The organism is Kiloniella sp., from assembly GCF_048259265.1.
Lineage (GTDB): Bacteria > Pseudomonadota > Alphaproteobacteria > Kiloniellales > Kiloniellaceae > Kiloniella.
This window is the reverse complement of record NZ_JBLXHT010000001.1, coordinates 82880-97247: the sequence shown is the minus strand read 5'-3', so window position 1 is coordinate 97247 and position 14368 is coordinate 82880. Positions and strand designations below refer to the sequence as shown.

Genomic DNA, 14368 nt, shown 5'->3' with positions numbered 1-14368 from the left:
GTTCATGAGGAAATCCTCAATCAGTAATCTTGTGTTATTCCAACTTCATTGCCAGCATTGCAACCGCACCACCCACGACACTCTGGACTTGCCCATCAAGTAAGACTTTATCCAAAATAACGTCTTGGGACGTGCGGTCATAACGGAACAAAAGCGTTAGCTCATGATCTCTATCATCCAGATTTTTCCGAATACTCGCACTGACCAGTACTTGTTGATCAGATTGTTTATCATTCCAGGGTCCCGCCAGCCAAGTGACTTTACCATGACGCCCAGCCAATTCACCGATTAAATCAGAATTACTTTGGCCATTCACAACATGATCGCGAACTATATCAATTTCTTCAGAATAATTAACACCAGTCGCCCCGCCAGTATCAAAACAGCCAGACAATAATGACAAGCACAAAATAACAGGTACGAAGATTTTCGAAAGGGAGACCACGGGACGTCGTTCCGGTTACAAGCGAGAGGTTACTCAAATACCATCGACAGGTTCTGCCCAAATTGATCGTCAGAACATTTTGATAATACAAAAGTCAGAATACAGTCGTCTTTTCAGATACGTTCAGGCCCTAAAAGACAAACAGGCAGCACCCGAAACCGGATGCTGCCCTGTCATAAAGCCTAAAACGAGTGCGCGTTAAGCCAGAGCTGCTTTTGCCTTTTCAACAACAGCAGCAAATGCAGCTGGCTCACGAACAGCCAGATCAGCAAGCACTTTACGGTCAAGACCGATTTCAGCTTTCTTCACACCGTTCATGAACTGAGAGTACGTAACACCGTGCAAGCGGGCACCAGCATTGATACGCTGAATCCACAGACCACGGAATGTACGTTTCTTAACACGACGATCCCGGTATGCGTACTGCCAGCCTTTTTCAAGGCGCTGTACGGCTACACTGAATACGTTTTTGCCACGGCCGCGGAAGCCTTTAGCAAGTTTAACAACTTTTTTGTGGCGTGCACGTGATGTCACGCCCCGTTTAACACGAGCCATTTGCTACTACCTTAACCTTAACCGTTAACTAGGAAATTACGTTTGATGACACGCGCATCAGAATCACAAAGAGTTGTCGTACCGCGAGCGTTACGAATCATTGTTTGTGAGCGTTTGCGCATACCGTGACGTTTACCTGCCTGAGCAGCAACGACTTTACCAGTTCCGGTCAGGCGGAAGCGTTTCTTCGCGCCAGATTTGGTCTTAAGTTTGGGCATTTTCTTTCCTTATAAATAAAGTTCTTTTTCAGAGTGACTAGGCATACCCTTTGGCACATGCCACCCGACAATGGCGGGGGTTATAGTATTCTTTCCCCTCTTTGGCAAGCGCTAACATAGAGAAAATATGGAGTCTTCATGTCAAACACCTCCATTCGTTTTTTTTCACATCTTTTTATCATTAATGCTAGGTTATATATCGCTTAAATACATTATTCCGTATAAACACAACAAAACATACCCCATGGTATTGAACAATAATTATTAAGTCATACTTCTTGCACCACAACTCACATTCCTTACCGACGCTAATTGCTGGACATCAAAAGAGAACCACGCCATGAAGTTTCCCCACACAAAAACACCTGCATTGCTTTTTGCATCAACAATCCTGTTTGGTGCCCAGTTAGCCACGGCCCAAGATAATTCTTCTCCCCCGCCAAGTGTGATTGTTACCACGGTGCAAGAACAGAACATTACGCCAGAGCTAACGTTTGTTGGTCGTGTTGAGGCCGTAAATACCGTTGACTTACGCGCCCGAGTTGAAGGCTTTGTTGAAGAACGACATTTCAAAGAAGGTGCAAATATCCAACAAGGCGATTTGCTTTATGTTTTGGAAAAAGCCCCTTACCAAATCGCTGTAGAACAAGCCAAAGCAGATCTTGCCGGCGCAAACGCGACCTTGAAAAACGCACGATCAGATCTAAAACGGAAAAAAGATCTTCGAAAAAAGAAAGTTGTCTCCGAAGCTTCTCTGGATACATCAGAAGCGAGCGAAGCTTCTGCTCTGGCAGAAGTGATGCAAGCAAAAGCTGCCCTTCGCAAAGCAGAATTAAATTTAAGTTATACCGAAATCCATAGCCCTTTGGATGGGCAAATAAGTCGATCTCGGTACAGTGTGGGCAATTTGGTCAATTCCAGTAGCGAACCTCTTGCCACCATTACAAGCCTTGACCCGATTTATGTTACTGTTCCGGTTAGCGACAAGCTCATCCTCGAAGAACGCCGCAAGGGCCTTTCAAGCGAAACCCCAGTCATTCCATCGCTGGTTCTCTCTGACGGGAAACCCTATGAGAGCGAAGGTAAATTTGATTTTATTAATACTAAAGTCAATCAAAGCACAAACTCGATCACAACCCGGGCCGTTTTCCCTAACCCCAAACATATTCTGGTACCGGGTCAATTCGTTAGCGTGAACGTTCGCAGTAAAGAAACCCGAAGTGAGTTGGTTGTCCCCCAAGCATCGGTTCAAAAAGATCAACAAGGCTATTTTACCCTAGTTGTCGATCGCAGCAACAAAGTGGAAATACGCCGAGTTCAAGTGGGCGAACAAGTCGAAACAAATTGGATCATAAAAGACGGCCTCCTTAAAGGAGAACGCATCATCGTCCAAGGTATTCAAAAGGTAAAACCAGACATGGTTGTTAACCCGGTTGAAGAAGGAGCCTGATCGTGTTTTCAGCCCTTTTTATCAATCGTCCCAAGTTTGCCCTAGTCATCTCAATTGTCATTTCCCTAGCAGGTATCATCGCCCTTAATTCAATTCCTGTTGCAGAATACCCGGACATTACCCCGCCACAGGTCAAGGTTACCACCAACTACCCCGGCGCTAATGCAACTGTTGTTGAACAGTCTGTTGCAGCCCCCATTGAAGCAAAAGTCAATGGGGTCGACGGCATGTTATACATGTCCTCAACAAGTAGTAACGACGGCAGTTATGACCTTACGGTCACTTTTGCTGTCGGAACAGACCCGGACATTGCTGCGGTTAACGTTCAAAACCGGGTTGCAACCGCCAACGCCTCTTTACCAGCAGAAGTTACTCGGCAGGGCGTCATTACTCAGAAGCAATCAACGTCTATGCTTCTTGTGATCAATATGGTCTCACCTGATAACACGCAAGACTCTCTGTTCCTGAGTAATTATGCCTCTATTTATATTCAGGATTCACTGGCACGAATTAACGGTGTCGGTAACGTCTCCCAGTTCGGTGCCTTGGATTACGGAATGCGTGTCTGGCTTAATCCTGATCGTCTGACTGCCGTTGGCCTCACCACCAAAGATGTGAGCGAGGCAATAGAAAACCAAAACATACAGGCAACAGCAGGACAACTGGGAGCTCCTCCGTTTGAAGGCACCCCCCAATTTCAGTACACCCTTCAGGCCAAAGGTCGCCTGACAACGGTTGAAGAGTTTGAAAACATTGTTATTCGTGCAAACCAAGACGGTTCCTTTGTTCGGCTAAAAGACGTCGCAAGGATCGAGCTTGGATCGCAAAGTTATTCTTCAGTATCAAAACTCAACAATGCTCCTTCTGCAGCAATCGCGGTTTATCAATCACCTGGCGCCAATGCTCTCGATGTTGCGGACGCTATCTATACTGAACTCGACCGCCTGTCAGAGAGCTTCCCACAGGGTGTAGAATACAAAATTCTTTACGACACCACCAACGCAGTAAGGGCCTCGGTCCAAGAGGTTATAGAGACACTACTCATCACCTTTGTTCTTGTTGTCAGCGTAACCTTTCTCTTTTTGAGCGACTGGCGATCGACCCTGATCCCAAGCCTTGCGATTCCGGTATCTCTTATCGGTACCTTTGCCGTTCTCTATGTCGTCGGGTTCAGTGCCAATATGATCACCCTCTTTGCCATTATTCTTGCCATTGGTATCGTTGTGGATGACAGTATCGTCGTTGTTGAAAACGTGCAGCGAATCATGAAAGAAACGGGGAAGTCAGCTGCGGATTCAACCAAATTAGCAATGAAAGAGGTTACAGGTCCTGTCGTCGCAACAACATTGGTTCTCCTCGCCGTTTTTGTGCCAGTATCTTTCATGCCCGGAATTACAGGCGAGCTTTACAAGCAGTTCTCTCTCACCATTTGCGTGGCGGTTTCGCTCTCTTCTATCAATGCATTAACACTGTCACCTGCACTTTGTGCACTTCTGTTAAAACCCGACAGCGGTGAACCCCGTGGACCCTTAAAGCTGTTTGCAAACCTTGTTGATAGAACACGCAATGGCTACAGCAGGGTCGTTGCCCTTATGATCAGAAGACTTGCTATTTCCTTGGCCGTTCTTGGTATTTTCGCTGGCGTAACCGTCTATATGTTCCAGACCGTCCCCACAGGATTCATTCCCATGGAAGACAAAGGCGTGTTCTTTGTGAACGTACAGCTTCCGGATGGCGCATCTTTGGAGCGAACAAACGAAGTTACAGCGAAAGTCACAGATATGCTGTTGGAAGAGGAAGGCGTCACAGATGTTATCTCGGTTTCCGGTTTCAGCTTATTATCAGGAGCAGCCTCGAATTCTTCTTTGTTAATTCCGGTTTTAAGCGATTGGGCAGAACGAACTGAATTTGAACTCAAGTGGTTTAATATCCTGGGCCGCATAAACGGTCGACTTGCGGGACTGGCCTCGGCAGAATCCTTCGCTTTCCCACTGCCCCCTATTATGGGTTTGGGCACAGGCGGTGGCGTTGAAGCTCAGGTTCAGGATTACCTTGGCCGAACACCTCAAGAGCTTGCTTCTGCGGTGCGTAGCTTGGTCTTCGCTGCCAACCAACAGCCCGAATTAGCATCTGTATTCAGCACCTATTCCGCAAATATTCCTCAGCTCTTTCTAGAGGTTGATCGAGAAAAAGCCCTCGTTCTTGGCGTTAAGATCTCTGATATATTCTCGACACTGCAAGCTAATCTTGGGTCATCCTATATCAATGATTTTAACCTTTACGGAAAAGTGTACAGGGTCCAAATTCAGGCTGAAGCACAATTCCGTAATGGGTTGGAAGACATTGACAATCTGCATGTTCGAAATGACAACGGAGATATGATTCCCCTGCGAACGCTTATCGAGATAGAACCCATCCTTGGTCCCTTATCCGTCGCGCGTTATAATCAATTTAAATCAGCGTCCATAACCGGATCGCCTGCGTCAGGCTATAGCAGTGGTGATGCCATTGCTGCACTGGAACGTGCTGCGGCTGATGCCCTACCGGACGGATATGGCATTGAGTGGACAGGTACTTCTAAGCAGGAACAAGAAGCCGGTGGCTATATCGTCATTATCTTCGCTTTGGCACTTGTCTTTGCCTATCTTTTTCTTGTCGCCCAATACGAAAGCTGGAGCATTCCTCTATCCGTCATCACATCGGTTATTCTGGCCGCTTTTGGGGCTTTGGTCCCTATGGCGCTCTTACCATTCCTTGATAACAATCTCTACGCTCAGATCGGCATGGTGATGCTTATCGGGCTTGCCAGTAAAAGTGCCATCCTCATTGTCGAATTTGCAAAGGTCAGACGCGAAGAAGGCCTTTCCATTACAGAAGCCGCCCTTGATGCGGCAAGCCTGCGCTTCAGGGCCGTGATGATGACAGCACTCTCATTTATACTGGGTGTCTTGCCGCTGATCTTTGCATCTGGCGCCGGAGCAGCCAGCCGTGTTGCTGTGGGTTTTGTTGTCTTTGGCGGTATGGTTGCGGCCACATCCATTGGGCTTCTGTTCATTCCACCACTTTATGTTGCTTTCCAGTCCATGCGGGAAACAACCAACAAAAAATTATGGAAAACAAAAAAAAGCTAGCAGCTTTCCAATAATAAAAAGCAATATAAAAAAGAGTCGAAGGCGAGTATCTTCGGCTCTTTTTACCTATCTCATTTCGCCTTTCTTGCCCGCGCCTTTGCGCAGAGAAGCTGAAAATCTTCCGAGCTGGGATCTATCTGTCCAAATCGGGTGAGATCAAAAGAGCTCAAATCATAAGATGCCCTGCTTCCCGTAATCAGTTCTGCCAAAGCATCCCCAATACCACCAGAAGCCATTACTCCTGACCCACAACAACCTGCGGCAACAAAAACACCATTAACCGCTTGAGCTTCACCCAGAAGGAAATGACCATCCGGGGTATAGGCAGAAAGTCCTGCCATGTAACTTTCGAAACGCGCTTCTTCAAGCTTTGGAAAAAAGCCAGACACTCTTTGTTCCGCCTCGACCAAAGCGTCCCATTCCCCACCTTCTTCTGTGACGGCGAAAGAGGTAATGTCCTTGGGTAACCCCCTATAATCAAACGTACGAGAGTACTGTTCTTGAACACCTAACAACAAACCGCCGACCTCTGGCCTCGTATAAGCCCCCGCATCAGCATGAACCATCATAGGCTGCTCATCACTGAAATAGTTTTCAGAGGCTGTTATCCAAAAATGGCTTCTGGTCGGGATCATGGGTAAAGCGATATCCAGTGGACGCGTTAAATTATTCGCCCAGGAACCGGCCGAGACAACCACATTTTCACAGGAAATAAATCCCTGATCAGTCTCGACACCAATGACAGCACCATTATTTACCCTAATACCGGCAACATTAATACCAGTTCGAATTTTTGCCCCATAAACTCTGGCCGATTTAGCATAAGCATGTGTCAAACGATAAGGATCTATATACCCCTCTTCACTGAAATGAACAGTAAGGGCATCGCTTTTAACCTGAAGCCAAGGTAGATGCTTGGATCTCCATTCAGCATTTACCCGTTTAGCGGCAATGCCTTCGTTCTTAGCACGATCACATAGTTGCTCTAAACTGGCTTTACTCTCAGAAGTTTCTGCTATTCTTAGTGTTCCAACCGCTTTGAAATCAAGCAGCTCATCCGTGATATTTTCAAGTTCGGAAAGAACCGTAAAAGTCCGGCGACTAAGGCAATCAACAGCGGGCTTTGAAGAAATCTGAAACATCAACCCCGCAGCAAGAGGCGACGAAGCTGAAGCTAAATCCAGCCGCTCGAGGAGCAAAACATCCTCAACGCCACGTTTTGCAAGGTGATACGCAATAGAACACCCCAAAATACCGCCGCCGATAATAACGGTTGATGCTTTTTCCATAACGATACCTTCTATAAGCAAAAACAATAATAAATAGGCAACAAAAAAGCCGCTCTGTTCAAGAGCGGCTTTTCAAAAAGGCTATTAACCTTAAATATTTTCAGGCTTATTTTGGCGCCAAGATCATAATCATCTGGCGGCCTTCCATTTTCGGCCTTAGCTCCATCTTAGCGACTTCGACCAAATCTGTCTCGATACGCTTAAGAACTTCCAGACCGACTTCTTGGTGCGTGATTTCACGTCCGCGAAAGCGCATAGTCACTTTCACCTTGTCACCTGCAGAAATGAACTTGTGTGCAGCCCGCATCTTCACGTCATAGTCATGCGTGTCAATATTTGGACGAACCTTAAGTTCTTTAAGCTCGATAATTTTTTGCTTTTTACGAGCTTCGTTTTTCTTTTTCTGCGATTCAAAACGAAATCTGCCGTAGTCCATGATCTTGCAAACAGGAGGCTCCGCATTTGGAGAAATCTCAACAAGGTCAAGACCTTCATCAAATGCACGTTTCATTGCATCACGTGTAGGTACTACGCCAACCTGTTCGCCGTCTGCGTCAACAAGACGTACAGTGTTGATAGTAATTCGTTCGTTTACCCGCGGACCGTCGATGCGCGGGGGTGTCGTCATTGGTGCGCGTGCTATTGTCGTGCTCCCGTTTTTTCCGTTATCCCAAAATTACAAACTTCATAGTCTGCAATAGGCTGTTACTCTAAAATACCAACCGTTTATATTGCGTTTACGCCTATAAAAACAATGGGCGCATAATGCCAATATCTTATGCCAGTCGGCAACCACAAAGTTATTTTTTAATCGCCTACTTCTCAGCAGGCGACTTCGATTCTTCAGTCAAAGAGCTAAGTGCTTCTTCCAAAGACATAATTTCTTGGTTCTTACCACCGAGACGACGCAGAGCAACTTTCCCTTCCTCTGCTTCCCGACGGCCAACCACCGCAATCACAGGTGTTTTGCTTAGGCTGTGTTCGCGGATTTTATAGTTAATTTTCTCATTACGCAAATCAGCTTTCACCCGGAGTCCCGCAGCTTTCAGCTTGTCACGAACTTCTTCAGCATAATCATTGGCATCAGATGTGATTGACGCCACAACGACCTGTTGTGGAGACATCCACAATGGGAACTTACCCGCGTGCTGCTCAATAAGAATAGCGAGGAAACGCTCAAAAGACCCCAAGATGGCACGGTGCAGCATCACAGGACGATGACGCTTGTCATCTTCACCGATGTAGGACGCATCCAGACGTTCTGGTAAAACGACATCCACTTGAAGAGTTCCACACTGCCAGTCACGGCCAATAGCATCCTTGAGCACGAACTCAAGCTTAGGACCATAGAAGGCACCTTCACCGGGGTTCATTGTGTATTCAAGTCCGGCTTCTTCAACAGCTTCTCTCAGCGCACCTTCGGCTTTATCCCAGGATTCATCCGTTCCCGCACGTCGTTCCGGACGATCAGAGAACTTCACAACAATTTCATCAAAGCCCAGATCTTTATAAACCGTTTTCAAAAGATCACAGAAGATAACAGTTTCACTGTTGATCTGATCTTCAGTACAGAAAATATGCGCATCATCCTGCGTAAAGGCACGCACACGCATCAAGCCATGTAGTGCACCAGAAGGCTCATTACGGTGACAGGCACCAAATTCTGCCATGCGCAAAGGCAAGTCACGGTAACTGGTTTGACCCTGCTTAAAAATCTGTACATGCCCCGGACAGTTCATCGGCTTGACAGCAAGAGTACGGTCATCTTCTGATGTTGCCACAAACATGTCTTCGCGGAACTTTTCCCAGTGACCAGAAGCTTCCCAAAGCGCGCGATCAATCAACTGTGGCGTTTTCACTTCTTGATAACCGCCATCTTCAAGACGTTTACGCATATATTCTTCTAGCGAACGATACAGCGCCCAGCCTTTCGGATGCCAAAAAACAGAACCAGTTGCTTCTTCCTGCATGTGGAAAAGACCCAGCTCTTTTCCAAGGCGGCGGTGATCACGCTTTTCAGCTTCTTCAAGCATCTGCAGATATTTTTTCAACTGCTTTTCATCTGACCAGCATGTGCCATAAATACGCTGTAGCTGATCATTGTCTTTATCCCCACGCCAATAGGCGCCAGAGACCTTCATCAACTTAAACCCTTTGCCAATCTTTCCTGTAGATGGCGCATGCGGTCCACGGCAGAGATCAAGCCAATCCCCCTGACGGTAGATCGTTAGATCTTCATCGCCCGGAATATTATCAACATGCTCGGCTTTGTATTTTTCGCCCTTGGACGCAAAATGTTCTTTCGCTTTTTCACGATCCCAAACTTCACGAACGAAGACTTCATCACGCGAGATAATCTCGTGCATCTTTGCTTCGATTTTCTCCAGATCGTTCGTCGAAAATGGCTCATCACGTGCAAAATCGTAATAGAAACCAACATCCGTCGACGGACCAAAGGTCACCTGCGTACCGGGGAAAAGCTCCTGAACAGCTTCCGCCATCACATGCGCACAGTCATGGCGCAGCAAATCGAGCGCCAGCGGGTGCTTGCGGGTCACAATTTCCAAGGTCGCGTCCGTCGTGATTGGATAGGTCGTATCTCTTAACTCACCATCTACCACCACAGCTAAAGCATCTTTGGCCAAACGTGGACCAATAGATTCTGCTACCTCATGCCCTGTTACAGGACCATCAAATTTGCGCTGACTTTCATCAGGCAATGTAATTGTGACCATCGGAAATCGTTCTCAGTTACTGTTTTATCATCTAGGAAAATTGACTCTTGTAGAGTTCCAGCAATGTAAAAGGATTCCATGGTCTGTCAAGCACACCGCCAAGGATTCCGCGCTTTTAATGGAAAGAATCCCTCTATTCCGTTTTTCAAACCTCTCATCAGAGATATTCTGAGGAATAAATGATCAATCAGAAAAACTCGAGCCCCTTTCCTGCAACCACAATTAATGTTCAAATAATTAAAGTAAATTTGGACCTCTTCATTTCACATCCGGCCAATCACATTCGGAATAATGATCATGCACATGAACAGGAAACCTGAAGATCTAATACCAGAACTCCAACAGCATCGACGCATCATTCTTGGTCATGAACCAACACCCATTGATCGGCTGACAAGACTTGGCCAAGATCTCGGTATTGAACTCTGGGTTAAGAGAGATGATTGCAATGGTCTGGCCTTTGGCGGCAACAAGGTCCGACAGCTGGAATATTACCTTGGCCCCGGCGTTGAGAAGAACGCTGATACGGTTCTGATTACTGGCGCATTACAATCAAACTTTGTCCGGTTAACCGCAGCCGCAGCAGCTAAACTTGGCTGGCAAGCACATGTTCAACTCGAAGAACGCGTTCCAAGTGATGATCAACTGTACCGGAAATCCGGTAATATCTTTTTAAACAACTTGTTGGGTGCAGAAATCAGCTATTTTCCCGAGGGAGAAGACGAAGCCGGCGCGGACAGAGCACTCGATGATCGCGCTGAACAACTCAAATCTCAAGGCAGACGTCCTTATGTGATTCATCTCGGATTAGGATCACCACCCTATGGTGGCCTTGGCTATATCAGGGCAGCGGCAGAAACCTATGCGCAAGTCATAGAATTAGGTAACAAGCCCGATTATATTGTTGTCCCTTCTGGAAGCGGCCTGACACATGCGGGTTTTCTTGTTGGTGCACGCGCCATCGGTTGGGATGTTCCCATCATCGGCATCTGCGTCCGACGCGATCAGAAGAACCAAAGGGGTCGCATCAGGCAAAGATCAAACGAATTGGCACACATGATATCCCGACCCGGTATAATTACCGATCAAGATATCATAATATCAGATAAAACACTGTCACCGGGATATGGTAAAATGAATCAGCAGGTCAAAGAAGCCATGGAAAAAACGGCACAGCTAGAAGCCATACTTCTCGATCCCGTCTATACAGCCAGAACAATGGCAGGATTGATAGATCAGGTCCGTACGGACGCAATTCCCCAAGAGGCAAAGGTTCTCTTTATTCACACGGGTGGAAACCCGGCAATTTTCGCGCATCAAAATGTAATAGAAAGCTTTTCTTAGAATACCTCTAAAAAAATAAAGACGTTTTCTAACCTAAAATCATTAGATTTATGCTGTAATTGCCTTTTCAGAAATCAACTCACGATAAATACCAACAGTCTTGGCGCACATCAGTTTTTTCGAGAATAACTCCTGAACCCGTTCTTGCCCTTTGAGCGAGAGAATTTCCCGTTCGCGTGCATTTAGGCTCAGGGCGCGGCGAATGGCCCGCGCACAGCTTTCTGCATCCTCGTTCTCAAACAGAAAACCCGTTTCATTCGGGACCAGTTGTTCCTTTGCACCACCGTGGTCACTTGCCACAACCGGACGCCCCATGGCTTGCCCTTCGGAAACAACCCGACCAAAACCTTCGGGATCCGTCGATGCAGAAACGACAACATCTGACAACATATAGGCCGAAGGCATGTCATTACAATCGTCCATGATAAAGGCACGGCTCAGAAGATCATTATCCATAATCATCTTTTCCAGCTCATCCCGATAGGATGTACGCCCCTGATCAGACCCAACCAGCGCACAACATAAATCAATATCACGAAGGTGCGTGAGCGCTTCGAGAAGAACTTTTTGTCCTTTCCAGCGTGTTAATCGACCGGGCAGCATAATAAGTGGAACACCATCTGGGAGACGCCACTGCGTTGACAATTGGATAACACGCTCGGCACTAACAGCATGCGGAGAGAAGCTATCCGTATCCATGCCCCTGTGTACGATGCGGATTTTGTTTTCATCGACCTGATAGTTCTTGCGGATATAGTCCGCAACAAATTCAGATATGGAGATGACAACATCCCCCTTGGTCATAATTGAATTGTAATACCGTTTTAATCCACTGTTGATATTATAAGGCGCGTGAACTGTCGTCACAAACGGCACCCCAGTTTTACGGGCAGCCCTGTGCGCCGGACGTGCAGGTGCACGAGATCTGGCGTGAACCAGATCAACGCCCCTGTCTTTAATCAGACGCGTAAGGCGCCCTGTGTTCCGCCACATAGTCCAAGGGTTCTTTGAATGTACGGGAAGCTCAACATGTTCTGCCCCAGCAATCTTCAGACGCGCAACCAACTGTCCGCCCTTGGAAGCAACAATTGCTTTCCCTCCAGCTTCGATGATGGCTTTTGCCATATCCAGTGTGCCGCGTTCGACACCGCCAGAATCCATAGCAGGAACAACCTGAAGCACCGTCATTGGCGTGCCATCAGATTTCACAAGAGAAGGAAGCTCTGGGGTAGCGGCTTCAGATATCAAAGTGTTAAGGTGAGAACCATCCGTCATGTGTCGGTACTACAAGGAGTCCTATTTAATTCATGTCCAATAAAGATACAGCGTCCAATAGTGATACAGAGTTCACTGCACAAGTTCCAGAGTTTCTCGAACGCCCTAATGGGCAGCATATAGCCTATATAAAGACAGAAGGCGATAATGATTTACCGGGAATCGTCTTTCTTGGTGGCTATATGTCTGACATGACAGGTTCGAAAGCTACTGCACTGGAAGAGTTTGCGAAATCCAGTAAGCAAAATTTTGTCCGTTTTGACTATATGGGGCATGGGCAGTCTTCTGGCAAGTTCACAGATGGAACAATCGGACAATGGACCGAAGATGCCATCGCCGTTATCGATGAACTAACAACCGGACCACAGATACTGGTCGGGTCGTCCATGGGGGGGTGGATCATGCTTAACGCAGCTCTGAAACGACCAGATCGGACCAAAGGTCTTGTTGGTATCGCAGCTGCCCCTGATTTCACGCAAGATCTTATGTGGGACACCTTTTCGCAAGAGATTAAGGATACGCTGTTAAGTGAGGGTGTTTATTACGAACCAAGTGAATATGGCGATGAACCCTATGCCATAACCCTAAAACTCATCGAAGAAGGTAGACAGCATCTTTTGCTGGACAAGAAACAGCCGATCACTTGCCCTGTCCGCCTGATCCAAGGGATGAGAGACGTCGATGTTCCCTGGGACATCGTACCCAGAATTGTCGAGTCGCTTGAAACTGAGGATATGGAAGTCGTGCTAGTAAAAAGTGGTGACCATCGCCTCTCTGAACCACAAGATCTACAGCGATTAAAGAAAATCATTAAAGAGATCAGTCGCTAAGTTAAATTCTGACTTCTTTCTCATAACCTTCCAAAGCACCCGATTTTATCTTGGCTGCTTTTTTTCTTTTCCAAGAGATATCTATTTGATAAAATTTTATGTAACCAGTTACGTAATGGGTTTAATATGAATTTCCTCGCCTCCCTCGGTAGCCTCACACTTGCCAGTCGCCTCAAACGCCTGAGCGACACACTTTTCAATGAGGTCAATATTATCTACGAGAAAACTGGCTTGACCATTCAGGCTGGTTATTTCCCGCTCTTTTACCTTCTATACAAAGAAGGAGCTGTTTCAGTGTCTGATTGTGCTACGGCCACAGGTGTCAGTCACCCTGCTATTAGTAAAATGGCGAGAAAGATGGTTGAAGAAGGATGGGTTGAAAAAAAGCCGTCTCCGAAAGACGAACGCACTCAGCTCTTGACCTTGGCTGATCAAGCAAAGCATGCCCTACCAAAGCTCATTCCTATCTGGGATGAGATAGAGCGTTCTCTTGATAGCATGTTAACAGAAACAGAACCCGGCGACTTACTCAACCAACTTCGTAGTCTCGAAAAACTGAATGATGAAGCTCCACTTAGTCAGAAGGTCCTCAACAATTTGGCGGACCCGTATCTTTCTGGCGATATAGAAATCATCAATTGGGATTCGAAATACGCCACCTCGTTCAAAGAGCTGAATAAAGAATGGCTAGATTATTACTTTCTAAACCTTCAAGAAGAATGGGATAAAGAGTCTCTGGATAATCCCGGTGGCTATTACCTTTCCCGCGGCGGCACAATTTTCTTCGGACTTTGTGGCGGGGACCCCGTAGGAACCTGTGCCCTCGCCCGCGTTACCGATGATCTCTACGAAATTTCCAAAGTAGGTGTTACCCCTGCCGCCCAATCCAGAGGCATAGGACGTCGTCTCGTGGTCGCAGCTTTAAACGAAGCACGTCGTCTAGGTGCAAAACAAGTGTTTCTGGAAAGTAATCGCAAGCTGGTTAACGCACAAAAACTCTATCGTAAGCTAGGATTTTGCGAAGGACCGCACCCCAAAGGAAAATCCGATTATAGACGCGCAAACATCTACATGACCGTAACATTATGAGTAAGAA

General features: G+C 46.7%; 12 protein-coding genes. 5 read left to right on the top strand and 7 right to left on the bottom strand.

What is annotated here, in order from left to right; genetic code table 11:
* Window positions 1–34 precede the first annotated feature (34 nt).
* The 3 genes from ACN0QW_RS00465 to rpmI form a co-directional block, all read right to left on the bottom strand.
* A complete protein-coding gene (locus ACN0QW_RS00465) occupies window positions 35–445 on the bottom strand; it encodes a hypothetical protein (RefSeq protein WP_417427790.1) in 411 nt (136 codons plus the stop codon).
* 198 nt (window positions 446–643) lie between these two features.
* On the bottom strand, window positions 644–1000 hold the full coding sequence (gene rplT, locus ACN0QW_RS00460; RefSeq protein ID WP_299375163.1) for a 50S ribosomal protein L20: 357 nt from the start codon (window positions 998–1000) through the stop codon (window positions 644–646).
* Window positions 1001–1017: 17 nt separating this feature from the next.
* A complete protein-coding gene (rpmI, locus tag ACN0QW_RS00455; protein ID WP_047762593.1) occupies window positions 1018–1218 on the bottom strand; it encodes a 50S ribosomal protein L35 in 201 nt (66 codons plus the stop codon).
* 340 nt (window positions 1219–1558) lie between these two features.
* On the opposite strand from rpmI, the gene ACN0QW_RS00450 reads away from it, so the two are divergent.
* Entirely contained in the window at window positions 1559–2668 is a 1110-nt protein-coding gene (locus ACN0QW_RS00450; RefSeq protein ID WP_417427787.1) for an efflux RND transporter periplasmic adaptor subunit, read from the top strand.
* Window positions 2669–2670: 2 nt separating this feature from the next.
* Window positions 2671–5799, top strand: coding sequence for an efflux RND transporter permease subunit (locus ACN0QW_RS00445; RefSeq protein ID WP_417427785.1), 3129 nt, complete (start codon window positions 2671–2673; stop codon window positions 5797–5799).
* A 71-nt stretch (window positions 5800–5870) separates the two neighbouring features.
* Here ACN0QW_RS00445 and ACN0QW_RS00440 read toward each other — a convergent pair whose 3' ends face one another.
* The 3 genes from ACN0QW_RS00440 to thrS all read right to left on the bottom strand — a co-directional run bounded on the left by ACN0QW_RS00440 (window position 5871) and on the right by thrS (window position 9823).
* The gene (locus ACN0QW_RS00440) at window positions 5871–7088 is read right to left on the bottom strand and encodes an NAD(P)/FAD-dependent oxidoreductase (RefSeq protein WP_417427783.1); all 1218 of its coding nucleotides are present in this window, start codon (window positions 7086–7088) and stop codon (window positions 5871–5873) included.
* Between the two features lie 106 nt (window positions 7089–7194).
* Complete coding sequence (gene infC / locus ACN0QW_RS00435; protein WP_299375147.1) at window positions 7195–7716, bottom strand: translation initiation factor IF-3; 522 nt, start codon at window positions 7714–7716, stop codon at window positions 7195–7197.
* 187 nt (window positions 7717–7903) lie between these two features.
* Window positions 7904–9823 carry a threonine--tRNA ligase gene (gene thrS / locus ACN0QW_RS00430; protein ID WP_299375144.1) on the bottom strand — a complete coding sequence of 640 codons (1920 nt, stop codon included), beginning with the start codon at window positions 9821–9823 and terminating at the stop codon, window positions 7904–7906.
* Window positions 9824–10126: 303 nt separating this feature from the next.
* Between thrS and ACN0QW_RS00425 the strand changes: the two genes are divergently transcribed.
* Window positions 10127–11167, top strand: coding sequence for a D-cysteine desulfhydrase family protein (locus ACN0QW_RS00425; protein ID WP_417427780.1), 1041 nt, complete (start codon window positions 10127–10129; stop codon window positions 11165–11167).
* A gap of 48 nt (window positions 11168–11215) precedes the next feature.
* On the opposite strand, the gene ACN0QW_RS00420 is transcribed toward ACN0QW_RS00425, so the two are convergent.
* Window positions 11216–12442 (bottom strand): glycosyltransferase family 4 protein, encoded by a 1227-nt coding sequence (locus tag ACN0QW_RS00420; protein WP_417427778.1) that lies wholly within the window; start codon window positions 12440–12442, stop codon window positions 11216–11218.
* A 32-nt stretch (window positions 12443–12474) separates the two neighbouring features.
* Here ACN0QW_RS00420 and ACN0QW_RS00415 point away from each other — a divergent pair, with 32 nt between their 5' ends.
* A complete protein-coding gene (locus ACN0QW_RS00415) occupies window positions 12475–13272 on the top strand; it encodes an alpha/beta fold hydrolase (protein WP_417427776.1) in 798 nt (265 codons plus the stop codon).
* Window positions 13273–13398: 126 nt separating this feature from the next.
* Window positions 13399–14361 carry a bifunctional helix-turn-helix transcriptional regulator/GNAT family N-acetyltransferase gene (locus ACN0QW_RS00410; protein WP_417427774.1) on the top strand — a complete coding sequence of 321 codons (963 nt, stop codon included), beginning with the start codon at window positions 13399–13401 and terminating at the stop codon, window positions 14359–14361.
* Window positions 14362–14368: the final 7 nt, after the last annotated feature.

Excerpts from the sequence above, each read along its gene's own strand:
- rplT (WP_299375163.1), bottom strand. The coding sequence starts at position 1,000 with ATGGCTCGTGTTAAACGGGGCGTGACATCACGTGCACGCCACAAAAAA.
- rpmI (WP_047762593.1), bottom strand. The coding sequence starts at position 1,218 with ATGCCCAAACTTAAGACCAAATCTGGCGCGAAGAAACGCTTCCGCCTG.
- ACN0QW_RS00450 (WP_417427787.1), top strand. The coding sequence starts at position 1,559 with ATGAAGTTTCCCCACACAAAAACACCTGCATTGCTTTTTGCATCAACA.
- ACN0QW_RS00440 (WP_417427783.1), bottom strand. The coding sequence starts at position 7,088 with ATGGAAAAAGCATCAACCGTTATTATCGGCGGCGGTATTTTGGGGTGT.
- infC (WP_299375147.1), bottom strand. The coding sequence starts at position 7,716 with ATGACGACACCCCCGCGCATCGACGGTCCGCGGGTAAACGAACGAATT.
- thrS (WP_299375144.1), bottom strand. The coding sequence starts at position 9,823 with ATGGTCACAATTACATTGCCTGATGAAAGTCAGCGCAAATTTGATGGT.
- ACN0QW_RS00425 (WP_417427780.1), top strand. The coding sequence starts at position 10,127 with ATGAACAGGAAACCTGAAGATCTAATACCAGAACTCCAACAGCATCGA.
- ACN0QW_RS00420 (WP_417427778.1), bottom strand. The coding sequence starts at position 12,442 with ATGACGGATGGTTCTCACCTTAACACTTTGATATCTGAAGCCGCTACC.
- ACN0QW_RS00415 (WP_417427776.1), top strand. The coding sequence starts at position 12,475 with ATGTCCAATAAAGATACAGCGTCCAATAGTGATACAGAGTTCACTGCA.
- ACN0QW_RS00410 (WP_417427774.1), top strand. The coding sequence starts at position 13,399 with ATGAATTTCCTCGCCTCCCTCGGTAGCCTCACACTTGCCAGTCGCCTC.